This is a genomic window from Providencia burhodogranariea DSM 19968, assembly GCF_000314855.2.
In the GTDB taxonomy this organism is placed as follows: Bacteria; Pseudomonadota; Gammaproteobacteria; order Enterobacterales; family Enterobacteriaceae; genus Providencia; species Providencia burhodogranariea.
The window spans coordinates 1,550,530-1,574,534 of sequence record NZ_KB233222.1 but is presented as its reverse complement, the minus strand read 5'-3'; the positions used below and the strand labels follow the sequence as shown (position 1 = coordinate 1,574,534).

Here is a 24,005-nt window from a genome sequence, read left to right as displayed (position 1 = left end):
TTAACTATTTTAATTTATTTATCTATTCACAAATTTTTTGAAAAAAATCATCTTAATTATAGGCTAAAGCAGCTAATTGTACGATTTTTGATAAATTAGAGAACAGAGGTCATGCGAGGAAAGCATGAAAAATTATTTTTTCATTTAAATACAGATAGCTAAATCTAAATTCGTATACGTTTGGAATGACGTTTAGTATTAATAACTTTATTAGGATATTAACCGTTCAGTCATGATTAATGACTCAAATAAACTAAATTAAAAATAAGATAACCACTGACAGGTATCTGCCAGTGGCTAGCGATTATTTTAAATTCAGTTCTTCAAGTGCTTTATTAATTGAGTGCTGGAAACTTAAAACTCCCTCAATGGGGGTAACTCTTGCGCGAGCCAAGGTTTTTAGCGGCTGGAATGGGATATCACATACAATGATGTGAGTATCTTTTTTCACAGAATCGATAAATTTTTGAAAAGCATCTAAACCCCCTGCATCAAGCACAGGGACAGCATCCCATTGCATAATAATGGTTTTATAGCCTGCGCTTTTAACTCTTAACTCATCGAAAATACGCTCAGCGGCAGCAAAAAACAAAGGGCCATTAACTCGTACGACTAAGCAGCTTTGTGCTTGATTCGTTTCTGGCAGCTCACTAATACGTGTCATATTGGCGATCCGGCGCATAAACAATAACGAAGCTAAAACAATACCAACAGAGATAGCAATAACCATATCAAAGAATACGGTTAATGACATACAAAGTAATAAGACAATAATGTCATCTTTAGGTGCTCGACGAATAAGATCTATAACTTTGTGTGCTGCACTCATGTTCCAAGCAACCATTAACAGCAATGCGGACATGGCGGCTAGCGGAAGGTAAGAGAGCATTGGAGCAAGAACAAGTAATGTCAGTAAAACAAGCAATGAGTGGATAATCGCAGAGATAGGTGAGGTTGCTCCCGCCCTGACGTTAGCTGCTGAACGTGCTATTGCTGCTGTTGCTGTAATACCGCCAAAGAATGGAGCCGCAATATTACCGACACCTTGACCAATCAACTCACTATTCGAATGGTGTTTTTTACCTGTCATGTTATCGAGGACAACGGCGCAAAGAAGTGACTCGATAGCGCCCAGCACAGCCATAGAAAATGCTGCGGGCATTAGCGCAGTTATCATTGACCAGCTAATAGGTGCACTGCCGGGAAGCTCCCAGGGGAGAATAAATTGAGGTAATATCGGTGGGATCCCATTACCTTCGGCGCCATCAGGTAGCAAGTAACTAAACTCTGAACCAATAGTGGCAACTTGTTTATCAAAGAAAGTTAGGCCCCACATGACTAATGTACCTGCAACTAGGGCAGGTAAGTGACCCGGTAACTTTAATCCTAACTTAGGCCAGTAGATAAGCACTAATAATGTCACTGCTCCAATCAATGTGTCGCTGTATTGGAGTGTTGGGAAAGCATTGGTTAATGCGATGACTTTATCAACATAATTTTCTGGGACATGCGCTAGTTGTAAGCCAAAGAAATCTTTTACCTGCATTGTAGCAATGGTGATGGCGATACCAGAGGTAAAACCGAGTGTCACAGAAACAGGAATATACTCGATAAACTTACCAAAGCGAGCAAAGCCCATCGCCATCAAGATAATTCCTGACATTAGGGTTGCAACTAGTAATCCACTTAAACCAAATTGTTGAGAAACTGGGTATAAAATGACAACGAAAGCTGCGGTAGGTCCTGAAACGCTATAACGTGATCCACCAGAAATAGCAATGACGATACCTGCAACGGCTGCGGTGTAAAGGCCATATTGAGGAGGTACACCACTTGCGATAGCGAGTGCCATTGCTAAAGGAATGGCTATAATGCCAACAGTAATTCCTGCAATTAAATCTTTAATAAAACGCGCGAACGTGTATTTTTCTTTCCAACATGAATCTATTAGCGCACTAAATGGGCGCAACCTATTAATTTTTTTTGTACTCATTGTACCCCACCGAAATAACAGGGTTAAAATAACTAAAAGCAGATGCCAATAGAATATGTCGAATTCACATAAAAAAAACTGTTATCTGTCAATGAATTCGCAATTATCATAACGGTTACAGTAACAAAAGCAAAAAAAACTATTGATATTGTTTAGTACTAACTCTTAAAGTGATTTATTGCGGACTTTGTTATATTTTAAGTATTCATTAAGAATTAATCATAATAAATTAGAATAGGTTATTTATTTATCATAAATATTGAAGTTAATATCCAAAACCAATATAAAATTACGAATGATAATGCGTAATTAAATAATTTTTTAGTTCCATTCCAACGTTTCTCCATACTTATAGCTACCTGTTTCTTAGGGAAAATTTCCTGTAATGCTAGGTCGAAACAGTGATTATCGTCTTGTCGGTATAAAATTTTAAAAAAATGCTTATCAAGCCAAAGACGGAAAATAAAATAGTGATTGATAATAAAAATAACGATACCAACAAATAAATAAATTTGCTCGGTAAATGAACAGATAAATAAGGCTAGTTGGCAAATAAAAGCGAGTATTGAAGCACAAGCAAAATATCGCCAACTCGCGGTTAAAGCAATGATTACATCGCCACATTTTTTATCTGATAAATTACTCATTAATATACTCGCTTTGTATGATATTGCTCATACCAAAAGTGTAGTTGTTCAATAGATGCAGAATTTAAGATCACCTGAGGCCGAGCTTGAGTTACTAAAGCAACCGCTTCATCAATACTTCTAGTTGTATGATTATGCACTAGCCATGCAACAGCTACTGTCGCACTGCGCGAATACCCTAATTTGCAATGAACATAAATAGCACCATTTTGAGTCAGTGTGTCCATAGTATGAACCGCTCGTTCTATATCTGCTGCCATAATAGGTAACAAATCTATTTGAGGCTGGCTACAGTAATATAAGGCGCTACTATATGAATTGCGAGGCCACTCGCAAGTCATATCGAAAACGGATTGTGCTTGCAGAGGATAAAGCGGGCGGCCACCCAATATGAGTTGGTCGGTAACTTTGCTTGGTTGCTTACAGGCGTTGGCATAGTAATAATAAGTTCCTATAGCAAATAATCGGTAGGGGAAAAGCAATAAAGTGGCAGAAGGTGAGATGATCCCATCAGATGTTTTTTGGAACACTGATGCGCCAAACCCAAGATATCCGAGAGCCACAAAAAATAGTGCAATTGCTGGCCATAGTAATAGCCATAAAGCACCTTGGATCAGACATGCAATTAAGAAAAAAGCTAATGAAGCTAAGCCATAACTTATACTCATTTTAAAGCTACGGCGGCTTCCAGTGAAGTGCCAGTACCATTTAGTTTCGATAGGTAATAAGTAACTAATAAGAATACCAACAGCAAACCCACTAATTACGTCAATAAAGTGGTGCTGCCAAGTGGTTAGCACAGAAACCAAAATTAACACTGACCAGCTATGCAGTAGCCAACGCCATTTCGTTGGTGTATGAGCCAGAAAACGTAGCCATAATAACCATAATAAGATGATGTGCAACGAAGGAGCTTGGTTATAAGGCAAGTCAAATAATTCAAGGCGGTCAAACATCCAACCCGCTATTCCATTCGTATCGGGCCGTTCAAAGCTAAATTTCAAGGGAAATAATAAAAAACCAATACAAGCAACAAGCGATGCTGTAATTAAGCGGATTCCTTGAATGGTTTGCTCACGACGTGTCGTGCAAATAAATAGTGATAGGCCATAAAATAGGTCAATACTCCAATAGGGAATAATGGTCCAAGGCCAAAATGGAATATGATGCTCCCAAGAAAACACAAATGACGGAACATCAGGTAGTGATGCAGTATGGGTATTAACTTGCCCGTAAGTTAAAAAGAACAGGGGAGCCAAAAAAATAAGCCAAATAAAACCTAATAGCCAAATCTGACGTCGTGAATTAGGTGCTGAAGATTTAAGTATGGCTGTCATCAGTCTATCCAGGTACTTATTGATATTTTTGTTATGAGAAATACATGGCTTAAAGCTTAGCTAGACTAGCCAATAGCCAAAATAACTCGGTCGTTTGTATGCAGGTATGAGTAACAAGATGAAGGTGATGAATTATCATCACCTCCGCATTACTTATGACATAAAACGATCAGCGACGTCGTGCAATAGAAACACTAAATATACCCCAATTATCAATTAATTGGTTAAGTTTTTCGAAGCCAGCTTCTTCAACTAGCGTATCCATCTCACCTTGGCTTCGGCAACGCATTACCCAAGCTTGACCACCCTGATGGCTAGGGAGAACTCGTGCAATCATTTCAACCTGTGGATGCCATGGTTGGCAGGTATAGATTAATAATCCACCAGAGGGGATAGCGCGAGATAAACCATTTAAGGAGGCACGGATCAAATCGTTACTCGGGAAAAGTTCATATAAGCCACTAACAATTCCAAGGGTCGGTGCTGGGGTAACAGCCGCGATATCATCAGCATCGAAGGCATTGCCTTCCTCAAAACGTGCTTTATTTTCGAGGTAACGCTCTTTGATTTGTAAGCGACCTTGTTCGACATTAATCGGGCTGTAGTCGCGTAAAAGTACGGATTCGACTTTTTCGTAATCGTTGATTGCATCGAATACGTAGCGCCCTTGGCCTGCAGCAATATCCATAATACGTACCGGTTGATTGTTATCAGTAAGATCACGAATTGCTTGGCGGATAATATTTTCAATATTAACTTTTCGTTGGCGGATCCCCTGCCAACCGATACTGTTGAGATATTGTCTATCAATAATACGCCCAAATAGCCCGTTACCTTGTGCTTTATCACGGTAGATGTAATCAAGGGTCGAACCGGAGTCAAAGCCTTTATCATACCCAATTCGGACACCTTCAGAAGCTTTACCTAAGGTACTCATGGATTTGCTTAATAGTTTATAACTGAGGTTTTTAGGGCACCATGCAGGCATTGGTGTCGCCAAATTGCGATAAGCATCCGCGCTAACACTCCAAATATCTTCAAATTGGTAGTCATGTTGATAGCGAGGTAATGCGAACAGTTTACTAATAAACTCACGAATTTTGGCAATAGGGATATGGCGTTCTTTCTCCCCGAGAGTGTCGTGATAAAAACCGGGTAAGATGTGTTTCTCTTTGATTGGCGTATTCAAGCGTTCATAAAATTGATGTTGTGGTTTATGGTGAACCACATGATCGCTACCCGAAATAAATAACTGTGTGGGTAGGGTTATAGCACCCGCATCCGAAACAATTCTATCTGCAGTTTTATAAAGTTCGAGCAGAATATTCACGGCGATAGGGCGCGTAATTAATGGATCGCGATTAAAAGAGTCAATACGGCTTTGGTCATGAGTTAAAAACTTCGCTTTGACATAGGAGTTAACATAAAACAGTCCACGTATTTTTTGCATTAAGGCTAAACCACTTCGAGCAAAAGGCACATAGAGCTTTACTTTGAACGCAGGTGAGGCGAGCACCATACCACGGATACGTGGCGCGTAATCGTGAACCCAAGCAGAAACTAATACAGCTCCAACACTTTGCCCAATAACAATAATATTTTCGAGAGGTATTTGGTATTGAGTGGAAACATAACGGACAAATTCATCAACATCATGAATTGATGTGCCTAATGAAGGGCTGTAACCTCGTGGGCCTTCATTGCGACCATGACCACGAGCATCCCATGCGAACATGGCATAATTTGGTAAATCTAGCTCATCGACTAGATGTGCAACACGCCCTGAATGCTCATGACCGCGGTGAAAAAGTATCACTGCTTTATTCGTTGGCTGCTCTGTTGGCCAATGACGATAAAAAAGTTCAGTATGATCACTGGTACTAAATTTTGATTCAATGACAGGACGTTGAGTTAAATAGTCTGTCTGAGCGTTCATGATTGTTCCTTATTATTTGTCGATTCGGCATTAAGTTCATTCAGAGCACGGCGTATTCGGTTGTAGCAGGTATAAAGAAGTAAAAAAGCAATTAGGACAAAAATAACAGTTAACCAATTTGATGATACTAGCTGTGGAAAAATAGCAATAAGAAGTCCGAGAGCACCAAAAATAAAAGCTCGGTCGCTTTTACCAATTGGTCCGTCATAGCGCCTTGTAGCACCAATCGCTTGAGCGACGACACCAATAAATTCGGTTAACAATGCAAGAAATAAAATGAGTAAAATCAACCAAAAAGCATCGGGAAATAGTAGAACGAAAGGAAGATACAGTGCGATATCAGAAATGACATCGCCTAGTTCATTTAATATGGCACCCAAGTGGCTTTTTTGGTGATATTCACGCGCTAGCATTCCATCGATGGCGTTTAAAGCCATGCGGATAAATAAAACAAAGGGTAATAGTAAAAATAATCGTGGATCTGGGAAAATACACAGTAGTGCGCCAATGAAAATAGATAACAACATCGCACCAAGTGTTATTTGATTGGCTGTTACGCCTGTGTCATAGAGCCTTTTCACGATAGGGCGTAACAAGTTCTGAAATTTAGGTTTCAGATCATAAATTGTCATTCGTTCATCCTTGCTGATCTTATTAACAATGCTGAAAATATATGTATATCTAAATAATTTTAGATACAGGTAGACAACAAGCGACGCTATTCCTATAAAGATGCCCAGTGAATACGAATGGACTATGTAATATGGGTACCTGAACGTCGTCTACAACTATGCAGCTTGAAAAATTATGGCTATATATCAATACCCCATTATCATTAGACTACAATAAGAGCTGTCCTAAGTTAGCGCATCTAGATGCGTCATACTTTAAGATATATCGCCTGTGTTTTTAGTGATGTATTACGAACATCTGTAACACAATTTATGCTGGATATGCCTGATGAGTAGAGAGCGGAAAATAAAAAAACACGTAAAAAATAACGCTAATAAACTGATATTAAATGATATTTTAATTTTCAGTGGCGTTTATTACTGCTCTTGGCACACGTGTAAAATGCATTCTCGGAACCATTTGTGTGCGAGGTCATTATTCATTCTTGGATGCCATAATAGTGAGATATTAATAGATGGTACTTTATAAGGTAATACAAAGCTAAATAATGGCTTACGGAGATTATGAGTAAATCGTTCGGGAACAATAGCAATGAGCTGGCTATCTTGTACGACTGCTAATGCAGTGGAAAAACCAGTCACGGTTAATATGGGGGGCTTAATGAGCCCGATTGCGCTACATGCACAATCATCTAACTGTTCAGCAGTAAATTCAGGCTGGCGATGCACACCAATAAAATCAAAAGTGGTCAGGTTATCGAATGTAATTGGTTGATCTGCTAATGGGTGCGTTAGCTGAACTGCACCAATTAAGCGATCAGAAAATAAAAAACGGCTTTTCATATCGGGTTCAGTCTTATTACTGATAACGGATATTTCAGCATCTATCTCACCCTGCTTAAGTAATTTTCCTTGTTTGATCTCTTTACTGATAATCCGTAGAGTGCTATTTGGCGCTTGTTCGCGCATAAAGGCTAATAATGCAGCCCCATAATTTTCTGCGAAACCAGCAGATGCACGTAAAGTAAATAATCGGGTTAATGACTGTAAATCAAGTTGGTTTGGTAAAGTGAAAACTTGATCGAGTTGATGAACTAGTTGCACGACTTGAGCACGAATACCCAACGCATAAGGGGTGAGTACCATATTTCGGCCAGACTTTACCAATATAGGGTCATTTAAAGATATACGTAAACGATTGACTGCTCGGCTCATTGCGGAAACACTCAAATTCTGTTTTTGGGCGGCTCTAGTGATATTGCATTCTGTCAGTAATGCATTTAGTACCACTAATAAATTTAGGTCAATTTTTAACATATTCATACCTGCCATACTTCAAGTTGTATTGCTGTTGACCATATACCGAAAAATAAGCGTTAAAGGTCAACAATCTTCGAAAGTCTTCCTTTTGTTAGCCTGTTTTTGGTGCCATAGTGCTAACAAAAAAGCGAATAGTATTATGCAAGCGTCGATGCCAAAGATTAACATAAAGCCATGTGCAATATTATCAGGCACTAACGTATTTTTTACTGTACTGCCCGTAAACAGTGAAAATAAGCTTCCCATTAATGTTGCACCATTAATCAGCCCTATATTGCGAGAAAGGTTAATAATACCTGCAAGCAATCCTTTTTCATTTGATTCAACACTAAATAAAATACTGGTGTTATTGGCTGTCTGGAATATGGCATAGCCAGTAGTAATTATGGCGATGAAAATTATATAAACCCATACAGTAAGATGATGGGTGAAAGTGGAGAATAAGGTGAAACCCGATAACATCAATAGCAGTGCAAAGGACACTAATGTATTAGCGCCAAATTTATCGACTAATTTACCCGCTGGGATCCCAAAACTTGCAGCAATGGCTGGCCCAAATGACAGCACCAACCCAACTTGCCATGGGGATAATGCTAGCTTATGGAGTAAATAAAAAGGGCCAACAATTAATGTTGTCATCATAACGCTAGAAACTAAGAGGCTGAGTATCGCACCGACAAATAGTGATGGCTGTTTTAATAAGCTAATTGAAATAATTGGAAAGGCGATACGGCGCTCAATCAATATAAAAAATACGAAACAACTCAATGAAATTAACAGTAATACAACGCTATATTGACTCCAATAGGTCATGCTAAAAGCATAAGTGATAATAGCCAGTGTTAATACACTGATGCCTAATTTATCAATTGGTTTTTTTTGAAGGTGATTTATAGGTTGAGGCTCGATAAAACGAATAATTAACCCAAGAGCAATCAGTGCGACTGGAATATTAATTAAGAAAATGGATTGCCATCCCCAAAGTCCAATTAGAAATCCACCCAACGTAGGCCCTGTGGCAGTACCGATCGCAGATAATGAACCTATCCATCCCATAGCGACACCATTACCATGCTTAGTATTTAATCCTGCGATTAGTGCCATTGTTGTATTGATCATTGCTGCTGCTGCAATACCTTGGAAGAGGCGAAAGGTGATTAGCCAATTTATGGTTGGTGAAAGAGCACACAAAATTGAAGAACCAATAAAAAGTAAGGTGGCGCCGATAAGAACAGCTCGGCGATTGAGTCTGTCACCAATACTTCCTGTAATAATAGTGGCACTTGTTAAACTGACAAGATATGCAACTACAACCCATTGAACTTTGAAAAAAGAAGTTTCAAAGGCAATAGTTAGTACTGGTAGTGCAATATTAGCAATACTGGTGCTTAAAGATGAAAGAAAAATAGGTAAAGCCAGTGCAGCTAAGTAAGGTTTTAATGAATGATTGTCGTTCACGATAATCCCCATGTTGTGACATTTCTGAGGGATATACTAGAGCTGTTAAAAATAACGGAGAAGCAGCGCAAGGCGGATAGCAGGTATATCAATAACGCCATAGTCAGTAAAAATCAACAATATGTATTTCTCTTAATACACATCGGATTATAGATAATATTTAATAATAAGAATTATTTTGTTAACAACTCATATAAACCGAGGCTGTAAGCTGAACAAGTTATATACTCAAATAGGGATAATCGACACATATGCTGCATGTTAGCGACACGTTTAATAATTTTTTTCAATAAACAAGGCTACTTATGGTGATGTGGGCATAATTCGATAGGGCTTGTTGTTTTATTATATCACTGCTTAAAACCTGCTTTTAGCAGAAACATTCAATGCATTGGTAGTCGAGTAACACCGAAGTGAACCGATAATTCCAATATCTAAAATGTCTATTGTTATCATTAGCGATAATTGATCCCAGTCCCCGTAGCAGAAGTTGGCGTAGTTACAGTAGCAATTACAATCCAATAGTAAAAATAGGCTGTATCAAAGGTACTGCCGATGTTGAGCCTGCAGAATACCTTTGTTCAATTTATCAAAAGAGCCACAGCACTCATTTCTTTCCTTGATTAAATCGTAGAGGCCATACCAATGAAAAAGACTAAAGAACAGGTATTTGAACACGCCCACGCAGGGAAACTTTGGGCAGGAAATTTGATTGAAGGTTATCAAGATAGTGGAATTAAGCTCGAAAACCGAACGCCAATTGATGATTCGCTAATTGGCTTTATTGCTAACGGGCAAGCTGAAGATGTTCATGCTGCGGTATTAGTTGCGAGAAATGCATTTAATAGCGGGAGTTGGCAGGGGTTATCCCCCCAAGAGCGTAAACAAGTCATGCTACGCTGGGCCAGTTTGATTGAGTTTCACAGTGAGGAGCTGGCGGCACTTGATTGCATCGATGCAGGCAAGCCCATCACCGAATGCCTAAATACAGACATGCCTGCTACAGTTGATACTTTTTATTGGTATGCAGAAGCATTAGACAAAATGTTTGGTAAAGTTGCACCGACTAGCCAGCAGGAGCTTGGATTGATTGTTCATGAGCCTATTGGTGTTGTGGGGGCTGTATTACCTTGGAATTTCCCAGCGCAAATGTTCGCATGGAAGGTTGCACCTGCATTGGCCGTCGGTAACTCCGTGATTGTTAAGCCTGCAGAGCTAACATCACTTAGCGCTTACCGTATGGTTGAATTAGCTTATGAAGCAGGCGTTCCAAAAGGTGCATTAAGCTTGATTTGCGGATTGGGTGAAAATGCAGGCGAAGCGATAGGAAGGCATGTGGATATTGATATTGTGTCATTCACAGGTTCAACTGAGGTGGGTCGTTTATTCCTTAAATATTCAGCCGAAAGTAATTTAAAAGAAATTGTGTTGGAATGCGGTGGTAAAAGTCCACAAGTCGTTTTTGCGGATGCAGATCTTGATGCAGCAGTACCTCATATTATGGCAGCCGCATTTTGGAACATGAGCGAAAACTGTAGTTGCGGTTCTCGTCTAATCGTTCATGAAAGTGTGCGAGAAAAATTATTAGATAAGTTAGTCGCAGCCGCGACAAAGTGGAAAATCGGAAATCCAATGGATGAGTCTGTTTCTATTGGGCCGATGGTTGAAAAAGTGCATTTTGAAAAAGTGAAATCTTTTATTGAACTCTCATTGAGTGAAGGCGCTAAGCTTGTCACAGGGGGAAAGATCTTCAGTGAACTTGGGAGTGGTTGGTATATCGAACCGACTATTTTCGATAATGTAACACCTGATATGTCGATATTTCAACATGAAGTTTTCGGTCCACTCCTAGCGGTTACTGCGTTCTCCACGGATGAAGAAGCGATAGAATTAGCCAATAATACTCATTATGGATTAGCAGCTTCATTTTATAGCCAAAATATACATCGAGTAATGAATGTTGCACGTCGGATCAATGCGGGTACTGTTTCCGTGAACGGTTTTAGTGAAGGAAATATTACCACGCCATTTGGTGGTTTTAAGCAATCCGGTTTTGGCGGCAAAGACAAAGGATTAGAAGCTTTCGAACAATATACACAGACAAAAGTAATTTGGGTCGTTCATCACTGATCTGTATATAACTTGAGTCGAATTAGTTTAGTTTTTTTAGGATATTATTGATACTTGGCTTAGTTTGATTGCCATTATCTGTTTATTTAAAATATGCGTAGTGGCTACTGTATTGAGAATGAAAGATGAAAAACTCGCTAATGAGTCAGTCTTCAATCTAAAGTTGACAATAATAATGCAGAATAATAGAAATAGATAATCTATAAATATCGATTTTATTCACGATAAAGTAATTATAAGGAATGGTCATTCAGAGATAAAATAAGAGTAGTGGGTATAAATTAGATAATTTAAAAATGGCGGTGAGAGAGGGGTTCGAACCCTCGATACGTTCTCACGTATACACACTTTCCAGGCGTGCTCCTTCAGCCTCTCGGACACCTCACCGTATTTTTAAATCTTGCCGCAAAACTGAGATAAAAACTTGTCCTGCAACGGGGCGCTACTATAGGGAAAAGCACGGCTTCCGTCAACTCCCTATTTGCGCTTTTTCCTGTTTTATGGTTTGTTTAGCTAAATATAAATCAATTTGATTATTATCTAATCTTAGGTGGCCATTCTTTGTTTAATAAAAACTTCAAGTCTTTATTGTAAAATTCGTTAACGGCTTAACAAAACGCTAATCACCACTGCGCTTACTCACTGTATTCACTTGAAAATAAGCTTTTTTCGGAACACTCTGTTGAAAACACAAGAGGAGTTGTCATGAATATTCTATTTTATCATCCATTTTTTGACGCTAATGAGTGGATAGAGGGCATGAAGGCTAGGCTTCCAGAGGCTAACATTCGCCAATGGGTCAGAGGTGATAAACAAAGCGCTGATTACGCTATGGTATGGTTGCCTCCTTATGAATGCTTAGCAGGTCGAAGTGATCTGAAAGGTATTTTCGCCTTAGGGGCGGGTGTTGATGCAATTTTGAAGCAAGAGCAAGAAAACCCGGGTACTTTACCTATGGGCGTACCGTTGATGCGTTTAGAAGATACGGGCATGGCTTTGCAGATGGAAGAGTATGCGATGGCAAAAGTACTCTATTATTTTCGTCGAATGGATGAATACCGTCAATTCCAATCACAGCGCCAATGGAAGCCACTACCCGCTTATCAGCACGAAGAATTTGTCGTGGGTGTGATGGGCGCAGGTGCGCTTGGGCAGGCTGTCGCTAAGAGATTAGTCGAGTTTGGTTTTCATGTCAGAACTTGGAGTCGTAGTGAGAAGCAGCTCGATAAAGTGAAAAGTTATTATGGACAAGACCAGCTGAGTGACTTTTTGCAAGGAACGCGAGTCATTATCAATTTGCTACCAAGCACACCCGAAACAATCGGTATACTCAATCAGAACCTATTTAGTCAGTTACAAAAAAATGCTTATATTATTAATCTGGCGCGTGGTTCTCATTTAATCGAGCAAGACTTGCTGGCGGCACTTGAGTCTGGGCAAGTGGCAGGTGCTTCACTGGATGTATTTGCCAGTGAGCCATTACCTCAAATGCATCCATTCTGGACACATCCACGCGTGGCGATAACACCTCATGTGGCGGCGATTACATTACCGCAAGAAGCCATGGATATGATCAGCAATAATATTAAACGAATTGAAAATGGGCAACAGCCTGTTGCGATCGTTGATATGAAACGGGGTTATTAGGGTATAATGCATTTAATTCACTCTGAATAATATAAAATATACCCGTTATTCATCAAATTGTCGGGTATGTGTTGTCAAAAGAGAATTAAGCTTAGCAACCCTCGCAACATAGTTATTAATGTTCATCGGAATGGCTTCGCTTGCTCTCTGCACGCAACGCGGATTATTTTGTGTATAAATGCAAAAATAGGAACCGTAAATGAACGAATTTTCAATCGTCTGCCGTATTTTGGGAACACTTTTTCAGCGTTCTCCTGATGATAGCCTTGTAAAACCGCTGATTGATCTGATAGCGCAAGACAAACTCAAGGATTCTTGGCCATTAGAGCAAGATGACCTGTGGGCTCGTATGGCTAAATCTGTCGATATGCCTGCCATCATCTTAGACTACCAAGCTTTATTTGGAGGTGAGACGCCTTCAGTATCAGCGCTAGCACATGATTATGACGAAGAAATCGCAGAAGCTGAAGTTCGTGAGTTTTTGGTTGAAAGAGGAATGTCTCTAACGAATGCGAGAACCGATGCTTTTGGTGCGTTGCTACTCTCTGCATCTTGGCTCGAAGATCAAGCCGCTGAAGATGAAACTGCTGCGCAAATTGAGCTTTTTGATAGTTTTATTTTAAGTTGGTATGGTACATTTTTGGGTAAAATGGAAGCGCATGCGACAACTGCATTCTATCGAACATTAGCACAAATTGCTCGTGATGCGGTGATTGTATTACGAGATGAATTAGAGACTGAGTGACAGCGTCACGTTTTTAGCAATGATGCTTTTGTGACATGCCACGAGTTTCATGATAAGAAATTTTTATCAAACAAAAAAGGCAACAGATCAATCTGTTGCCTTTCGTGCTCTTATCAATCGAAATAATTTATGGACATTAATCCATTAAAGGAATGACAAGTTTACCCGGTTTAATTTCAAGCCCTTTAGCTAATTTTCTTGCTGTTGCTTCAGCTGCGCCATTTTCAGGATTTAACACATACACAGGTTGTGTTGAGAAGAACGTCCCGAGCGAGCTATTGAGATATGGCATCACTGCGGAAATAGCCGTCTCCATATTTTCTGGAATGACTTTATATTGGGTAATATTAAGCTCTTTTAGGTAAATAGCACCCGTTTGGGCATCAAAATAAGGGCTAGCAGTCAATGTTAGTTCAATTTTAGCGTTGGCTTTACCCAATAAAGTATCTAAATTGACAGATGCTTCACCACTAAGCGCAACTTTGCCTGGCTCACTGCGACCAATTTCTGATTTAAGATTAGTTAATTGAATATCCGCATCTGCAAAACCAGAAATACCCACGTTGTGGTTGTATTTTACTTTAGTTGCAAGATAATTGTTGATAGTACTCTCACTGATGGTGAAGTCAGTAAGCTGGCTACATCCCGTTAATATAGCAAAAACGCCAATCATTGCCGCCAAGATAAATTGTTTCATAAATACTCCTTTTACCGTAATACTATTATCTTATCCTATAATAGAATGCGAAAGGTCATTTGAACTTATTTTTATAATAATTTACTGGATCTGATTAAATGTACATTTGCTTTTATTAAGGATTATTCACTTTTTGAGAATATCTTTTCAGCACTTTATTAAGTAAAAGAGGTTAATTAAATAACAGATCCCAGAATTAGCATTGGCTTAATTAAAACACTATTGCTTTGAAGAACAGCTGACCCATATAGGTCAGCATATTTTTGTCATGTATAATTATTTAGAGCCAGTTAATATCACAGGTTCGATTTTTTTATGGTTAAATTGTTTGTGAAGCGCCCATAGGGTAATGAAACCAATGATCCCCAATAAAAACCAAGGTAGCTGAGGGATCTTCCATTGATGCCCAATATCATACATCCAACCACCCCCAGTATATCCCACTGCACCACCCAAGGCTAAACCTAAACGGCTAAAACCCATATAGCTTCCACGTGCACGTGGATCAGCGAGTGAAGCACTTAAGGTTTCTCTAGCAGGATCTGCTGTGACTGTGCCCAAATAAAATAGGCAGATAAGACCAAATAAAACATGTATAGAGCTCGTCATGCCAATCGGAAACATACTCAAACTCATTAAAAATAAGCCAGCCATCAAACGCTGCTCAAGTCGAAAATGTTTTTCACTCCAACGCGCGATAGGGTAAAGCAAGGTTAAAGAAATTGCGGCTTCAATCGCATACATCCATTTTACCGCAGATGCTGAGCCTGCAAGTTCATTGACGACAATAGGGAACATCAACATGACCTGCACTGCTAGCATAAAATAACCTGAAAGCGTGACAACATAGGTGACAAAACGTCTATCTTTGAGAACACGACCCATGCCCTCTTTAATCGGGGATCGAACCGTTGAAATCCGATAAGCCGGTAATAGCAATGCATTACAAATTGCCGCGATGATAAAGACTAAAGCGCCTGCCCAGCAGACATAATGGAAGTCGTATTGAAGTAGCCAGCTACCAATTAGCGCACCAATAACCGCGCCAGCGCTGTCTTGCATAAGCAGTAATGAGTAAAAGCGTCCACGTTCATATGGACGAGTGAGTTTGATGACGAGCGCAGTTCTGGGTGGATCGAATAGCGTGCCACCTAAAGCGGATAGTATACAGGATAGCCATAGCATCCAAGGGTTGTCAGCAATTGCCATAAATGCAAAGCCACAAGCCCGTAGCAACATGCCAATGACTATCATTGGTTTTGCCCCAAAACGGTCGGCAATGGCGCCACCAAATATTCCGAATCCTTGTTGTACAAATTGTCGTAGGCCGAGGGCGAAACCGACAATAACGGCAGCCCAACCGAGCTGATCGACAAAACGGATTGAAATTAATGGAAAGACGACAAAAAAACCTAGAACCACTAACATATTATCAAAAAGTAGAAAATATTTACCCAGGCTTCTTGCCTTTGATACCTGCGCCATGACACACCATTGAAAAAATAACAAAGAGGGAAGGATTCTTAATGTTTCTCATCAATAATATCAGTAGAATATAGACGGGAAGATGATATTTTTTTATCGTGATAACTGTTTATTACTGATGAGTTATTTTTATCGTTACATAGCTATCGAGCTGTGTAGATTTATTAAGGGTTAACGATGTTTGGTTATCGGACAAATGAGCCAAAAGTACGTCTTGTGACAGAAAGAATGGTCGTGAGGTTAACAGGTGAGCGTGATGGCTTTCGCTTAGCAGATTATTACAGTGAAAATAAAGAATTTTTAAAACCTTGGGAACCGACCCGAGATAATTCGCATTTTATCCCATCAAGTTGGAATAACCGTTTGCACTTGATGAGTGAGTTACATCGTCAAGGTAATGCTTTCCATTTCATTTTATTAGATAACGAAGAGAATGAAGTGATGGGCGTGGTCAATTTCAGTAATATTCTGCGTGGCGCTTTTCATGCCTGTTATCTAGGGTATTCTTTAGGTAAAAAATGGCAAGGGCAAGGTCTAATGCATGAAGCATTGGTTCACGCTATCCGCTATATGCAAAAGTATCAAGGGATACATCGGATCATGGCCAATTATATGCCCCATAACGCACGCAGTGGAAATCTACTGACCCGACTTGGTTTTGAACGTGAAGGTTATGCAAAGCAATATTTACAAATTGATGGTGAGTGGCGTGACCATGTATTAACGGCATTAACTGATACAACATGGAAACAGCCTAAACCTTAGTCGCCGCTGATCTGTTAGGCGCATTTTGTTCAAAACAAACGCGTTTACCCCTAAATAATTCGCTAACCTAGACGCACTACGAATTATTTAGGGGATGTTTTATTAAAAGCTAATCCAAAACAATGGCAAAATAAGTCTAATAGATTAACAGTTGCTAGATAAAGTACCGTAGTTAACAAATAAATTTAAAAATCGATATTCTATGTCGATTAATTTAATAGTCACTTAAATAAAATATAAGCCACGATGTTCACGTGGATTTTAAACTATAGTTATACATTATTATAGAATGTTAAATTCTACCGATATAAAATATAAAGATGAGTTTCAACCCAGTTTAAATGACTAATATTTTGCTAAAATAAAATTTTTAATTAAAAAGATTGAAGATAATCAATATAACCGTTAGTGTTTTTTTCTAATTCCTCTTCTGAAACCTTAAATTCAGCTCCATAAAAAGAATAGAATGGAAGATAATTTGCTCCCACATATTTTGCTGTTATTTCAAAAGGTAGCAGTATTTCCTGTAATGAGTGGTGGTAACGTCCTTCAGGTTTAAAGTCTTCTTCCTTAATACCCGCACTCACGGCTAATGCGAATTTACGGTCTTTAAGTTTATGCCCACTATTAGATCCATATGCCCAGCCGTAGGTAAAAACCTCATCCAGCCATTTTTTTAGCAATGGAGGACAATTAAACCAATATAGAGGAAATTGTAAAATAATACTGTCATGCTGCTCAATTAATTTCTGTTCTTTCTCTACATTAATAATTCCATCGGGATACATTTGATAAATATTATGCACAGTATACTTATCTGGATATTTAATGAGTTCATTCACCCATCGTTTATTTATAACAGAGTCGTTTAAGTTTGGGTGAATAACAATAATAAGTGTCTTCATATAATTCTTTCCATTTATTAGATTGAACTGCTCAGTGTCTATTTGATGTTTGCATCATAATTGGCTTTGATTTAAAGTACAATACTGTCATTGGTGATATGTACTATACAAAAGGTTAGTGTAATGAGTGATGATAATCTCGATATTCCTTGTGAACTTATGGAGAAAACGGGGTTTGCTTATACGCTTTCGCTTATAAGTGGAAAATATAAAATGATTATTCTCTATGCTTTAGCAGGATCTGGTCCTGTCCTGAGGTTCAATGAACTCAAACGCCACATCGATACAATTTCATACAGAACGCTGAGTTTAACGCTGAAAGAGCTAGAAAACGACAGCTTGGTGATCAGAAATGAGTACCCGCAAATTCCACCGAAGGTTGAATACAGTCTCTCTGAAAGGGGCAAGTCGCTTATTCCAGTTTTAGATATGATGTGTGAATGGGGAAACGATCAACGTAGTGATGAAGCGTGCAATAAACAGTCTTGATATCCGCTGTCGTATATTTTCTAAACATAACATTTTTGTTATTTGCACCGAGCCAGTACATAAGTAAGCTTAAAAAATCGGTCATCATTGGGTTTGTAAACTGTTAATTTAACATTCAATCGTAGTCAGTCCTGCGGCACGCTGTTAAACTGCTACGATTGTTTTCTTTTAGTCTACCTATCATGAATTTATTAAAATCGTTAGCCGCGATAAGCTCGATGACGATGATGTCTCGGGTACTTGGCTTTATCCGTGATGCTATCATTGCTCGGGTTTTTGGGGCAGGGGCAGCAGCTGATGCTTTCTTTGTTGCATTTAAACTCCCTAATTTATTACGGCGTATTTTTGCCGAAGGGGCTTTTTCTCAAGCGTTCGTTCCGATACTTGCCGAATATAAAAATCAACAAGGGGATGAAGCATCACGTACCTTTATTGCGTATATTTCGGGATTGCTCACGTTAATTTTAGCGATTGTCACTGTTTTAGGTATGGTGGCGGCACCTTGGATAATCTATGTGACGGCACCTGGCTTTGTTGATGATGCTGATAAATTTGCTCTTACAACCAATCTACTACGGGTCACTTTTCCTTATATTTTCTTGATATCACTGGCTTCACTTGCTGGTGCGATACTCAATACATGGAACCGATTTTCGGTACCTGCGTTTGCGCCAACCTTATTAAATGTCAGCATGATTTTCTTTGCTGCTTTTGCTGCGCCATATTTTGATCCACCCGTGATGGCGTTAGCATGGGCAGTGATTGTTGGTGGGGTTCTGCAACTGGTTTATCAATTACCCTATTTGAAAAAAATTGGCATGCTTGTACTGCCACGCATATCTTTTCGTGATAGTGGTGTTTGGCGAGTCATGAAAATGATGGGACCTGCAATTATCGGGGTATCAGTTAGCCAAATATCATTAATCATTAATACTATTTTTGCGTCATTCCTACAATCGGGTTCTGTTTCTTGGATGTACTATGCGGATAGATTGATGGAGCTACCTTCGGGCGTACTTGGTGTCGCATTAGGAACTATTTTATTACCGTCATTAGCGAAAAGCTTTACTAGTGGTAATCAAACAGAATATCGTCATTTGATGGATTGGGGTTTACGTCTGTGTTTATTGTTAGCGTTACCTTGTGCCATCGGTCTTGCTATTTTGTCTGAAGCCCTAACAGTTTCTCTATTCCAATATGATAAGTTCACCGCACATGATTCTTTAATGACGCAATATGCGCTAATGGCTTACTGTGTTGGTCTGACAGGGATGATCCTCGTGAAAATCTTAGCGCCCGGTTTCTATTCACGGCAGGATATTAGGACGCCAGTTAAAATAGCTATCGTGACACTGATCTTAACTCAGCTAATGAACCTTGTATTTATTGGCCCATTGCAGCACGCAGGCTTAGCCTTGTCGATTGGTTTAGCCGCATGTTTTAACGCAGGTGTTCTTTATTGGCAATTACGTAAGCAAGATATCTTTAAACCGTTACCGGGTTGGCGGGGCTTTATTTTTAAATTATTAGTCGCGCTTGTTGTCATGACCGTAATTCTATTTGGTGTATTACACTTTATGCCACAATGGGATGACGGCAATATGGCGATGCGTTTATTACGCTTAATTGCGGTCGTGATAATCGGTGCGGGAAGTTATTTCGCTGCACTATTTGCATTAGGCTTCCGCCCAAGAGACTTCAAAAAACACAGTGTTTAAATGATTAGTGCATTTAAACATCATAGCTGCACCTTAATCTGTTGGTGTTCACCGTTTAGGGTGTAATACAAATATGAGTGGCTTGCTTGAAAAAGGAAGCCACTTTTTATTTTCACATAAGCGTAGTGCTTACTTTATTGAAATTCTTATGGATAGTTTAAAGCAAGCGAGGTTACTAATTTAATTCAAAAGTTATCAGTGCTCGCCGAATCACTATCAGCGGCTAAAAAACATGGTAATTCTATAAAAAATAGCCTATTCAGAAGATTATAGACTTCAAACCCGAACCGTTATTTTGAAAACAAATTGGTAACATGAAAATGGTATATTGACAGGTTCAGGCAGTTTTTGGAGTGGGATCTAAGCGGGATTACACATATCACCCTTATGTTAAATTTTAGCGATAACAACATAATCACTACCGCTCAGGGAAACATTAAAACGCATTCGGTTTATAGCGCAATGAGCCGACAATTCGATCCCAAATCTCGACCATTTGAGTATCATTGTATGAAGTGAATTTATTTCTATTATTCATAAGAATGTGTAATTTAGGGAGAGTTAAAGAGCCCGTGGCTTCATTGGCGTGAAACGTAAAGAAATAATACGGTAAATCAGGGATCCTTTTATTCTCTGCTTTTGAATAAACTTCTTGTTCACCTTTCACGAGCCACTCTTGTGCAGGAATATTACTGGGTGATACATTGCCATTTCTGATAGTTTTTCGGTTATGTCGGCGTATTGCTTCGTTCATTTCTGCGCTGCGACTTAATAACGTATCACTGGAGCCTGCAAAACGATTATCCGACTCAACAGAGAAAATAAACTCGCCCGTATCGTAAACGAAAGAAACGTCCTGTTTCGGAATTTCGCCATCATCTAAAATAAAGCCATTCGGGATACAAACACCTTTTTCCATCGGGATTTCGTGATCTAAACGTCCTTGTAATCGAGCGATTAACGACTGCATCGCCGCTAATTTAGTAAATCTAGTATTTGTTTGCGCTTCCGTAAATCTTGATATTTCGATATAAGATTTTTTTTCTTTTTCATATTTAGGATCAGATAAATCTAAGATGTCCGTAGTAATGATAAATGCAATATGATTCACATAGACATGTGCTTCCAGTGTTCGATACGCATCATCAGAACTCGGTTGATTTCTATCAAAAATAACCCCTTTTCCTTCGGGGAGTTGAATAACCGCTTTCAGCACCGGTGCATTTTCTGCACTGGTTTTCCATTCCCGTAATTCTGCTTCACGTAACTCGATACGGTGTTTAAACGCAGGCGGATAGATAAACTTGCTTTCAATTTTAAAATCACTGATAAAGGTACTATCACGAAGTTGATTATTAAATGATTCAGGGACATCGATCACGTAACGCCCAATACATTGCGGTTTCGTTTTTTCAAATAATGTCTCAATCACGGTATTTTCCTTGTTTGTCAATTCAGTCTGCGCGGGTGTTTTTGTCAAACTCCCCCCAATACATACCATTATCCCAATAAGGGCAATGAAACGTTGTCCCTGACGATTAATCTGCCGCACTGATATCTACCTCTTGTGCTATTTTCACTATCGCTCTCAACGTAAACTGAATCGCTTTTCGCTCTCGAATGTCACCAAGACTGTCGACGGCGTAAGCGTTTTGATGATCTACATTGGTCGCCAAGCTACTTTGGGTTGATGGGTTTTTGATAATATCAACCAGTGATTCGACGGGAACCGTGCCATCGCCAGCACCTTGAGAAGAAACCAACCGAAATTGCGTGTATTTATACGCACTGCTATCCCATAGGCCAAATGCATTGTTCGATTCATTCGCGCCAGAAAAGAGAATTCGCTGATTGTTTTCAGGATTAAAAATTAAAGGGCGTTGTGGACTCGCCAGTAATGGAACTTCCTTTTCCTTTGACCACATTAGCGTGTTATCCGATTTCTCTTCAGTACCATAAAAAACATAGGTATTCGGATGATATTTTCTTTTTTCTTGATGTATCATGAATTCTTTAACTTTATCTTTCATCAAGTTAAAATATTGTTTCCAATTATTGTTAATATCATTCTGTTTTTTATCCAAAATATCTGGCTCGTATAATCGCCACCACACATCCTCCCGCAAATAAATGTCATCAAAGGGATCGAATTCTCCCGTAGATAAATCCACGGTAGAAGGATAACGGCCACCGCCTTCGATGGTCAGCCATGAGGATTGATATCTCGGGTAAGGAAGAAGTTGGAGTGGTGCAGGGGCAAACGCGAGCACGGACATGAGTTCCTTCGCGGTAGCGCCCAAGACCGCCCCTGCGATACCTTCTTGCGCTGCACCTACTTTCATTCGCCGATACGCGGCAGGGGAGCCTAAATCAGGAATAACGCCATGCACAACCCCTAACACTTTATCTTCGCATCCTTGAAATCCGCCATCGGGCGGATTCATGGCATAGCGAGCAATCAGACCGCCCATTGAGTGGGTCACTAAAATAACTTTATCAATAGCTAAACCATAACCGTGGTCGTTTTTGTAAGTCTTTAAGACCTTATCAATATAGGCCACAAGATTAGCCGCAGAAATGACATTATCTTCTAGCCAGTTATAGCCAAATACATGCACTGAAAATAAAAAATGTTCAAAATGCGCTAACTCATCATCAGTCAATAAGGCTTCATTGGTTCCCCCTATCGGGCTATTCACGAGTTGCTTTAATACACCTTTCGATGGGCTTTTCTGTTGAACGGGTTTGATTTTATCCTGTTTCGCTATCTTTAAGATATCGTGTTGCCAATCATCCAGTAACGCTGTTTGGAGCACATCAAGAAATGTCCCGTAACTTAAAAAAAGCGCTTTTCCCCACCCTCGATCGCTCCTTTTGGGTAACATGTTTCCATCGTCACTAAAGGGGATATTCTCGCTCTGAATATACTTACCAGCATCATCAACAAGTGTAGAATTGACATTTAATATTTCCCGCCTTTTTTTTCCATCAAAATTGGTAAGGTAGAGGGTATCCATCCCCATAAACTTATCAGCTCGCCAAACGGGTTCTTCGTTTTTTGTATCTTTAAGGTTGGTTCCCATAATCCCGGAATAAAAATCACGGGGATGACTTTTCTGGGCGGCAATATACATTCAGCTTCGGCATTGAGGGATTTGTGCTGCAACTGGAGGTCATCCCAATGTATTTTCCCATCTTCCATCCATTTAGGGATATGATATGAAACATATTGGAATTCATCAGTTTCGGGAGAATCTTTCTCTGACATGACGTTAATCCTTTTAATGTAACCTTAAAGTAAATAGGATAACGCAGTTTTGCTTAAGGTTCAGCTTGATTCATCCGATTTTCTAGTACTGATAAGGCTCATAATGTCAAATTGTCGCGTTTAATGCTTAAAATTTAGCATTTAACGTTTTTGCATACACCATAACACCTAAATCTACGATAAAATTTTGCTCAAATCCTTGCTTTGCTAAAGAGTGATGTTCAATACATTGGAGGGCTTTGTGTGTCTCTTGAATAGTATGGTGATGCTGTATAGTTGATTTTGCCAAAAACTAAAACATCAGAAAGAATAATGACGAGAACAATGCCAATAGAAAAACATTGGTTCATGCTATTCGAACTTATGCCAAATACTGGATGCGTTTATATTAAGTTTGAACGACGTATTTAAATAGCTAAAAAATCATCAGATCAAGGCTGCGCCAAGTCACAATTTATAATCGGTCTTATGTATCATGACGGAGACGGTGTCGTAACAGATTGGTATGGATCTTTTTCATGGATTCAAAAAACAGCAAAAAGTCGTGTGCCCCATGCCCAGAGTATGTTGGGGTTTATGTATCAAAATGGTCATGCCGTTACTTAAAATTATATACAAGCAGAAAAATGGTATAAAAAAAGCAGCTAAACAACAGAATGAAGTTGCACTTAACTATTTAGGTCAAATGTATGAGAATAGTAATGGAGTCACGGTAGATACAGCCAAAACAAAAAGCTATTTCGCAAAAGCAAAAGAGGCGAGTAAGCTGTCAAATAATAATTATCTATGTGATCTCTAATAACAATCAGAATTAAAAAATTTTTAATGTTATG

The 24,005-nt window shown here is 39.2% G+C and carries 19 protein-coding genes and 1 tRNA gene; 6 read left to right on the top strand and 14 right to left on the bottom strand.

The window, feature by feature from the left end; all coding sequences use genetic code 11:
* Positions 1–304: 304 nt before the first annotated feature.
* The 7 genes from dauA to OOA_RS21260 form a co-directional block, all read right to left on the bottom strand.
* Complete coding sequence (dauA, locus tag OOA_RS06650) at positions 305–1,993, bottom strand: C4-dicarboxylic acid transporter DauA (protein WP_008911375.1); 1,689 nt, start codon at positions 1,991–1,993, stop codon at positions 305–307.
* Positions 1,994–2,232: 239 nt separating this feature from the next.
* Positions 2,233–2,640 (bottom strand): hypothetical protein, encoded by a 408-nt coding sequence (locus OOA_RS06645; protein ID WP_008911374.1) that lies wholly within the window; start codon positions 2,638–2,640, stop codon positions 2,233–2,235.
* Positions 2,640–3,977, bottom strand: a complete 1,338-nt coding sequence (locus OOA_RS06640; protein ID WP_008911373.1) for a phosphatase PAP2/dual specificity phosphatase family protein — start codon at positions 3,975–3,977, stop codon at positions 2,640–2,642. Before OOA_RS06640 ends, OOA_RS06645 begins: the two co-directional genes overlap by 1 nt.
* A gap of 169 nt (positions 3,978–4,146) precedes the next feature.
* Entirely contained in the window at positions 4,147–5,913 is a 1,767-nt protein-coding gene (locus OOA_RS06635) for a bifunctional alpha/beta hydrolase/class I SAM-dependent methyltransferase (RefSeq protein ID WP_008911372.1), read from the bottom strand.
* Entirely contained in the window at positions 5,910–6,545 is a 636-nt protein-coding gene (locus tag OOA_RS06630) for a CDP-alcohol phosphatidyltransferase family protein (RefSeq protein ID WP_008911371.1), read from the bottom strand. The genes OOA_RS06635 and OOA_RS06630 overlap by 4 nt, the downstream gene beginning before the upstream one ends.
* Before the next feature lie 417 nt (positions 6,546–6,962).
* Entirely contained in the window at positions 6,963–7,862 is a 900-nt protein-coding gene (locus OOA_RS21265) for a LysR family transcriptional regulator (RefSeq protein ID WP_008911370.1), read from the bottom strand.
* 66 nt (positions 7,863–7,928) lie between these two features.
* Positions 7,929–9,323: an MFS transporter gene (locus OOA_RS21260; RefSeq protein WP_051040834.1), complete on the bottom strand. Its 1,395-nt coding sequence runs from the start codon at positions 9,321–9,323 to the stop codon at positions 7,929–7,931.
* 645 nt (positions 9,324–9,968) lie between these two features.
* On the opposite strand from OOA_RS21260, the gene OOA_RS06615 reads away from it, so the two are divergent.
* The gene (locus OOA_RS06615) at positions 9,969–11,453 is read left to right on the top strand and encodes an aldehyde dehydrogenase (protein ID WP_008911368.1); all 1,485 of its coding nucleotides are present in this window, start codon (positions 9,969–9,971) and stop codon (positions 11,451–11,453) included.
* A 297-nt stretch (positions 11,454–11,750) separates the two neighbouring features.
* Here the strand turns inward: OOA_RS06615 and OOA_RS06610 are convergent.
* Positions 11,751–11,840: transfer RNA gene (locus OOA_RS06610), tRNA-Ser, on the bottom strand.
* A gap of 318 nt (positions 11,841–12,158) precedes the next feature.
* Between OOA_RS06610 and ghrA the strand changes: the two genes are divergently transcribed.
* Both ghrA and OOA_RS06600 read left to right on the top strand, forming a co-directional pair.
* Positions 12,159–13,100: a glyoxylate/hydroxypyruvate reductase GhrA gene (gene ghrA, locus OOA_RS06605; protein WP_008911367.1), complete on the top strand. Its 942-nt coding sequence runs from the start codon at positions 12,159–12,161 to the stop codon at positions 13,098–13,100.
* Between the two features lie 199 nt (positions 13,101–13,299).
* A complete protein-coding gene (locus OOA_RS06600; RefSeq protein ID WP_008911366.1) occupies positions 13,300–13,845 on the top strand; it encodes a TorD/DmsD family molecular chaperone in 546 nt (181 codons plus the stop codon).
* 136 nt (positions 13,846–13,981) lie between these two features.
* Here the strand turns inward: OOA_RS06600 and OOA_RS06595 are convergent, their stop codons facing one another.
* Together OOA_RS06595 and mdtH are read right to left on the bottom strand one after the other, a co-directional pair.
* Positions 13,982–14,542 carry a lipoprotein gene (locus OOA_RS06595; protein WP_008911365.1) on the bottom strand — a complete coding sequence of 187 codons (561 nt, stop codon included), beginning with the start codon at positions 14,540–14,542 and terminating at the stop codon, positions 13,982–13,984.
* 276 nt (positions 14,543–14,818) lie between these two features.
* Complete coding sequence (gene mdtH, locus OOA_RS06590; RefSeq protein WP_008911364.1) at positions 14,819–16,027, bottom strand: multidrug efflux MFS transporter MdtH; 1,209 nt, start codon at positions 16,025–16,027, stop codon at positions 14,819–14,821.
* A 177-nt stretch (positions 16,028–16,204) separates the two neighbouring features.
* Between mdtH and rimJ the strand changes: the two genes are divergently transcribed.
* On the top strand, positions 16,205–16,792 hold the full coding sequence (rimJ, locus tag OOA_RS06585; RefSeq protein WP_008911363.1) for a ribosomal protein S5-alanine N-acetyltransferase: 588 nt from the start codon (positions 16,205–16,207) through the stop codon (positions 16,790–16,792).
* Between the two features lie 374 nt (positions 16,793–17,166).
* Here the strand turns inward: rimJ and OOA_RS06580 are convergent, their stop codons facing one another.
* Positions 17,167–17,697: an NAD(P)H-dependent oxidoreductase gene (locus tag OOA_RS06580; protein WP_008911362.1), complete on the bottom strand. Its 531-nt coding sequence runs from the start codon at positions 17,695–17,697 to the stop codon at positions 17,167–17,169.
* Positions 17,698–17,820: 123 nt separating this feature from the next.
* On the opposite strand from OOA_RS06580, the gene OOA_RS06575 reads away from it, so the two are divergent.
* Both OOA_RS06575 and murJ read left to right on the top strand, forming a co-directional pair.
* A complete protein-coding gene (locus OOA_RS06575) occupies positions 17,821–18,186 on the top strand; it encodes a winged helix-turn-helix transcriptional regulator (RefSeq protein ID WP_008911361.1) in 366 nt (121 codons plus the stop codon).
* A 182-nt stretch (positions 18,187–18,368) separates the two neighbouring features.
* Positions 18,369–19,904 (top strand): murein biosynthesis integral membrane protein MurJ, encoded by a 1,536-nt coding sequence (gene murJ, locus OOA_RS06570; RefSeq protein ID WP_008911360.1) that lies wholly within the window; start codon positions 18,369–18,371, stop codon positions 19,902–19,904.
* Between the two features lie 436 nt (positions 19,905–20,340).
* Here murJ and OOA_RS06565 read toward each other — a convergent pair whose 3' ends face one another.
* The 3 genes from OOA_RS06565 to OOA_RS21255 form a co-directional block, all read right to left on the bottom strand.
* A complete protein-coding gene (locus OOA_RS06565; protein WP_148284523.1) occupies positions 20,341–21,336 on the bottom strand; it encodes a T6SS immunity protein Tli4 family protein in 996 nt (331 codons plus the stop codon).
* 106 nt (positions 21,337–21,442) lie between these two features.
* Positions 21,443–22,789 (bottom strand): lipase family alpha/beta hydrolase, encoded by a 1,347-nt coding sequence (locus tag OOA_RS06560; RefSeq protein ID WP_008911358.1) that lies wholly within the window; start codon positions 22,787–22,789, stop codon positions 21,443–21,445.
* 77 nt (positions 22,790–22,866) lie between these two features.
* A complete protein-coding gene (locus OOA_RS21255) occupies positions 22,867–23,172 on the bottom strand; it encodes a hypothetical protein (RefSeq protein WP_008911357.1) in 306 nt (101 codons plus the stop codon).
* Positions 23,173–24,005: the final 833 nt, after the last annotated feature.

Excerpts from the sequence above, each read along its gene's own strand:
- dauA (WP_008911375.1), bottom strand. The coding sequence starts at position 1,993 with ATGAGTACAAAAAAAATTAATAGGTTGCGCCCATTTAGTGCGCTAATA.
- OOA_RS06645 (WP_008911374.1), bottom strand. The coding sequence starts at position 2,640 with ATGAGTAATTTATCAGATAAAAAATGTGGCGATGTAATCATTGCTTTA.
- OOA_RS06640 (WP_008911373.1), bottom strand. The coding sequence starts at position 3,977 with ATGACAGCCATACTTAAATCTTCAGCACCTAATTCACGACGTCAGATT.
- OOA_RS06635 (WP_008911372.1), bottom strand. The coding sequence starts at position 5,913 with ATGAACGCTCAGACAGACTATTTAACTCAACGTCCTGTCATTGAATCA.
- OOA_RS06630 (WP_008911371.1), bottom strand. The coding sequence starts at position 6,545 with ATGACAATTTATGATCTGAAACCTAAATTTCAGAACTTGTTACGCCCT.
- OOA_RS21265 (WP_008911370.1), bottom strand. The coding sequence starts at position 7,862 with ATGTTAAAAATTGACCTAAATTTATTAGTGGTACTAAATGCATTACTG.
- OOA_RS06615 (WP_008911368.1), top strand. The coding sequence starts at position 9,969 with ATGAAAAAGACTAAAGAACAGGTATTTGAACACGCCCACGCAGGGAAA.
- ghrA (WP_008911367.1), top strand. The coding sequence starts at position 12,159 with ATGAATATTCTATTTTATCATCCATTTTTTGACGCTAATGAGTGGATA.
- OOA_RS06600 (WP_008911366.1), top strand. The coding sequence starts at position 13,300 with ATGAACGAATTTTCAATCGTCTGCCGTATTTTGGGAACACTTTTTCAG.
- OOA_RS06595 (WP_008911365.1), bottom strand. The coding sequence starts at position 14,542 with ATGAAACAATTTATCTTGGCGGCAATGATTGGCGTTTTTGCTATATTA.
- mdtH (WP_008911364.1), bottom strand. The coding sequence starts at position 16,027 with ATGGCGCAGGTATCAAAGGCAAGAAGCCTGGGTAAATATTTTCTACTT.
- rimJ (WP_008911363.1), top strand. The coding sequence starts at position 16,205 with ATGTTTGGTTATCGGACAAATGAGCCAAAAGTACGTCTTGTGACAGAA.
- OOA_RS06580 (WP_008911362.1), bottom strand. The coding sequence starts at position 17,697 with ATGAAGACACTTATTATTGTTATTCACCCAAACTTAAACGACTCTGTT.
- OOA_RS06575 (WP_008911361.1), top strand. The coding sequence starts at position 17,821 with ATGAGTGATGATAATCTCGATATTCCTTGTGAACTTATGGAGAAAACG.
- murJ (WP_008911360.1), top strand. The coding sequence starts at position 18,369 with ATGAATTTATTAAAATCGTTAGCCGCGATAAGCTCGATGACGATGATG.
- OOA_RS06560 (WP_008911358.1), bottom strand. The coding sequence starts at position 22,789 with ATGTTACCCAAAAGGAGCGATCGAGGGTGGGGAAAAGCGCTTTTTTTA.
- OOA_RS21255 (WP_008911357.1), bottom strand. The coding sequence starts at position 23,172 with ATGTCAGAGAAAGATTCTCCCGAAACTGATGAATTCCAATATGTTTCA.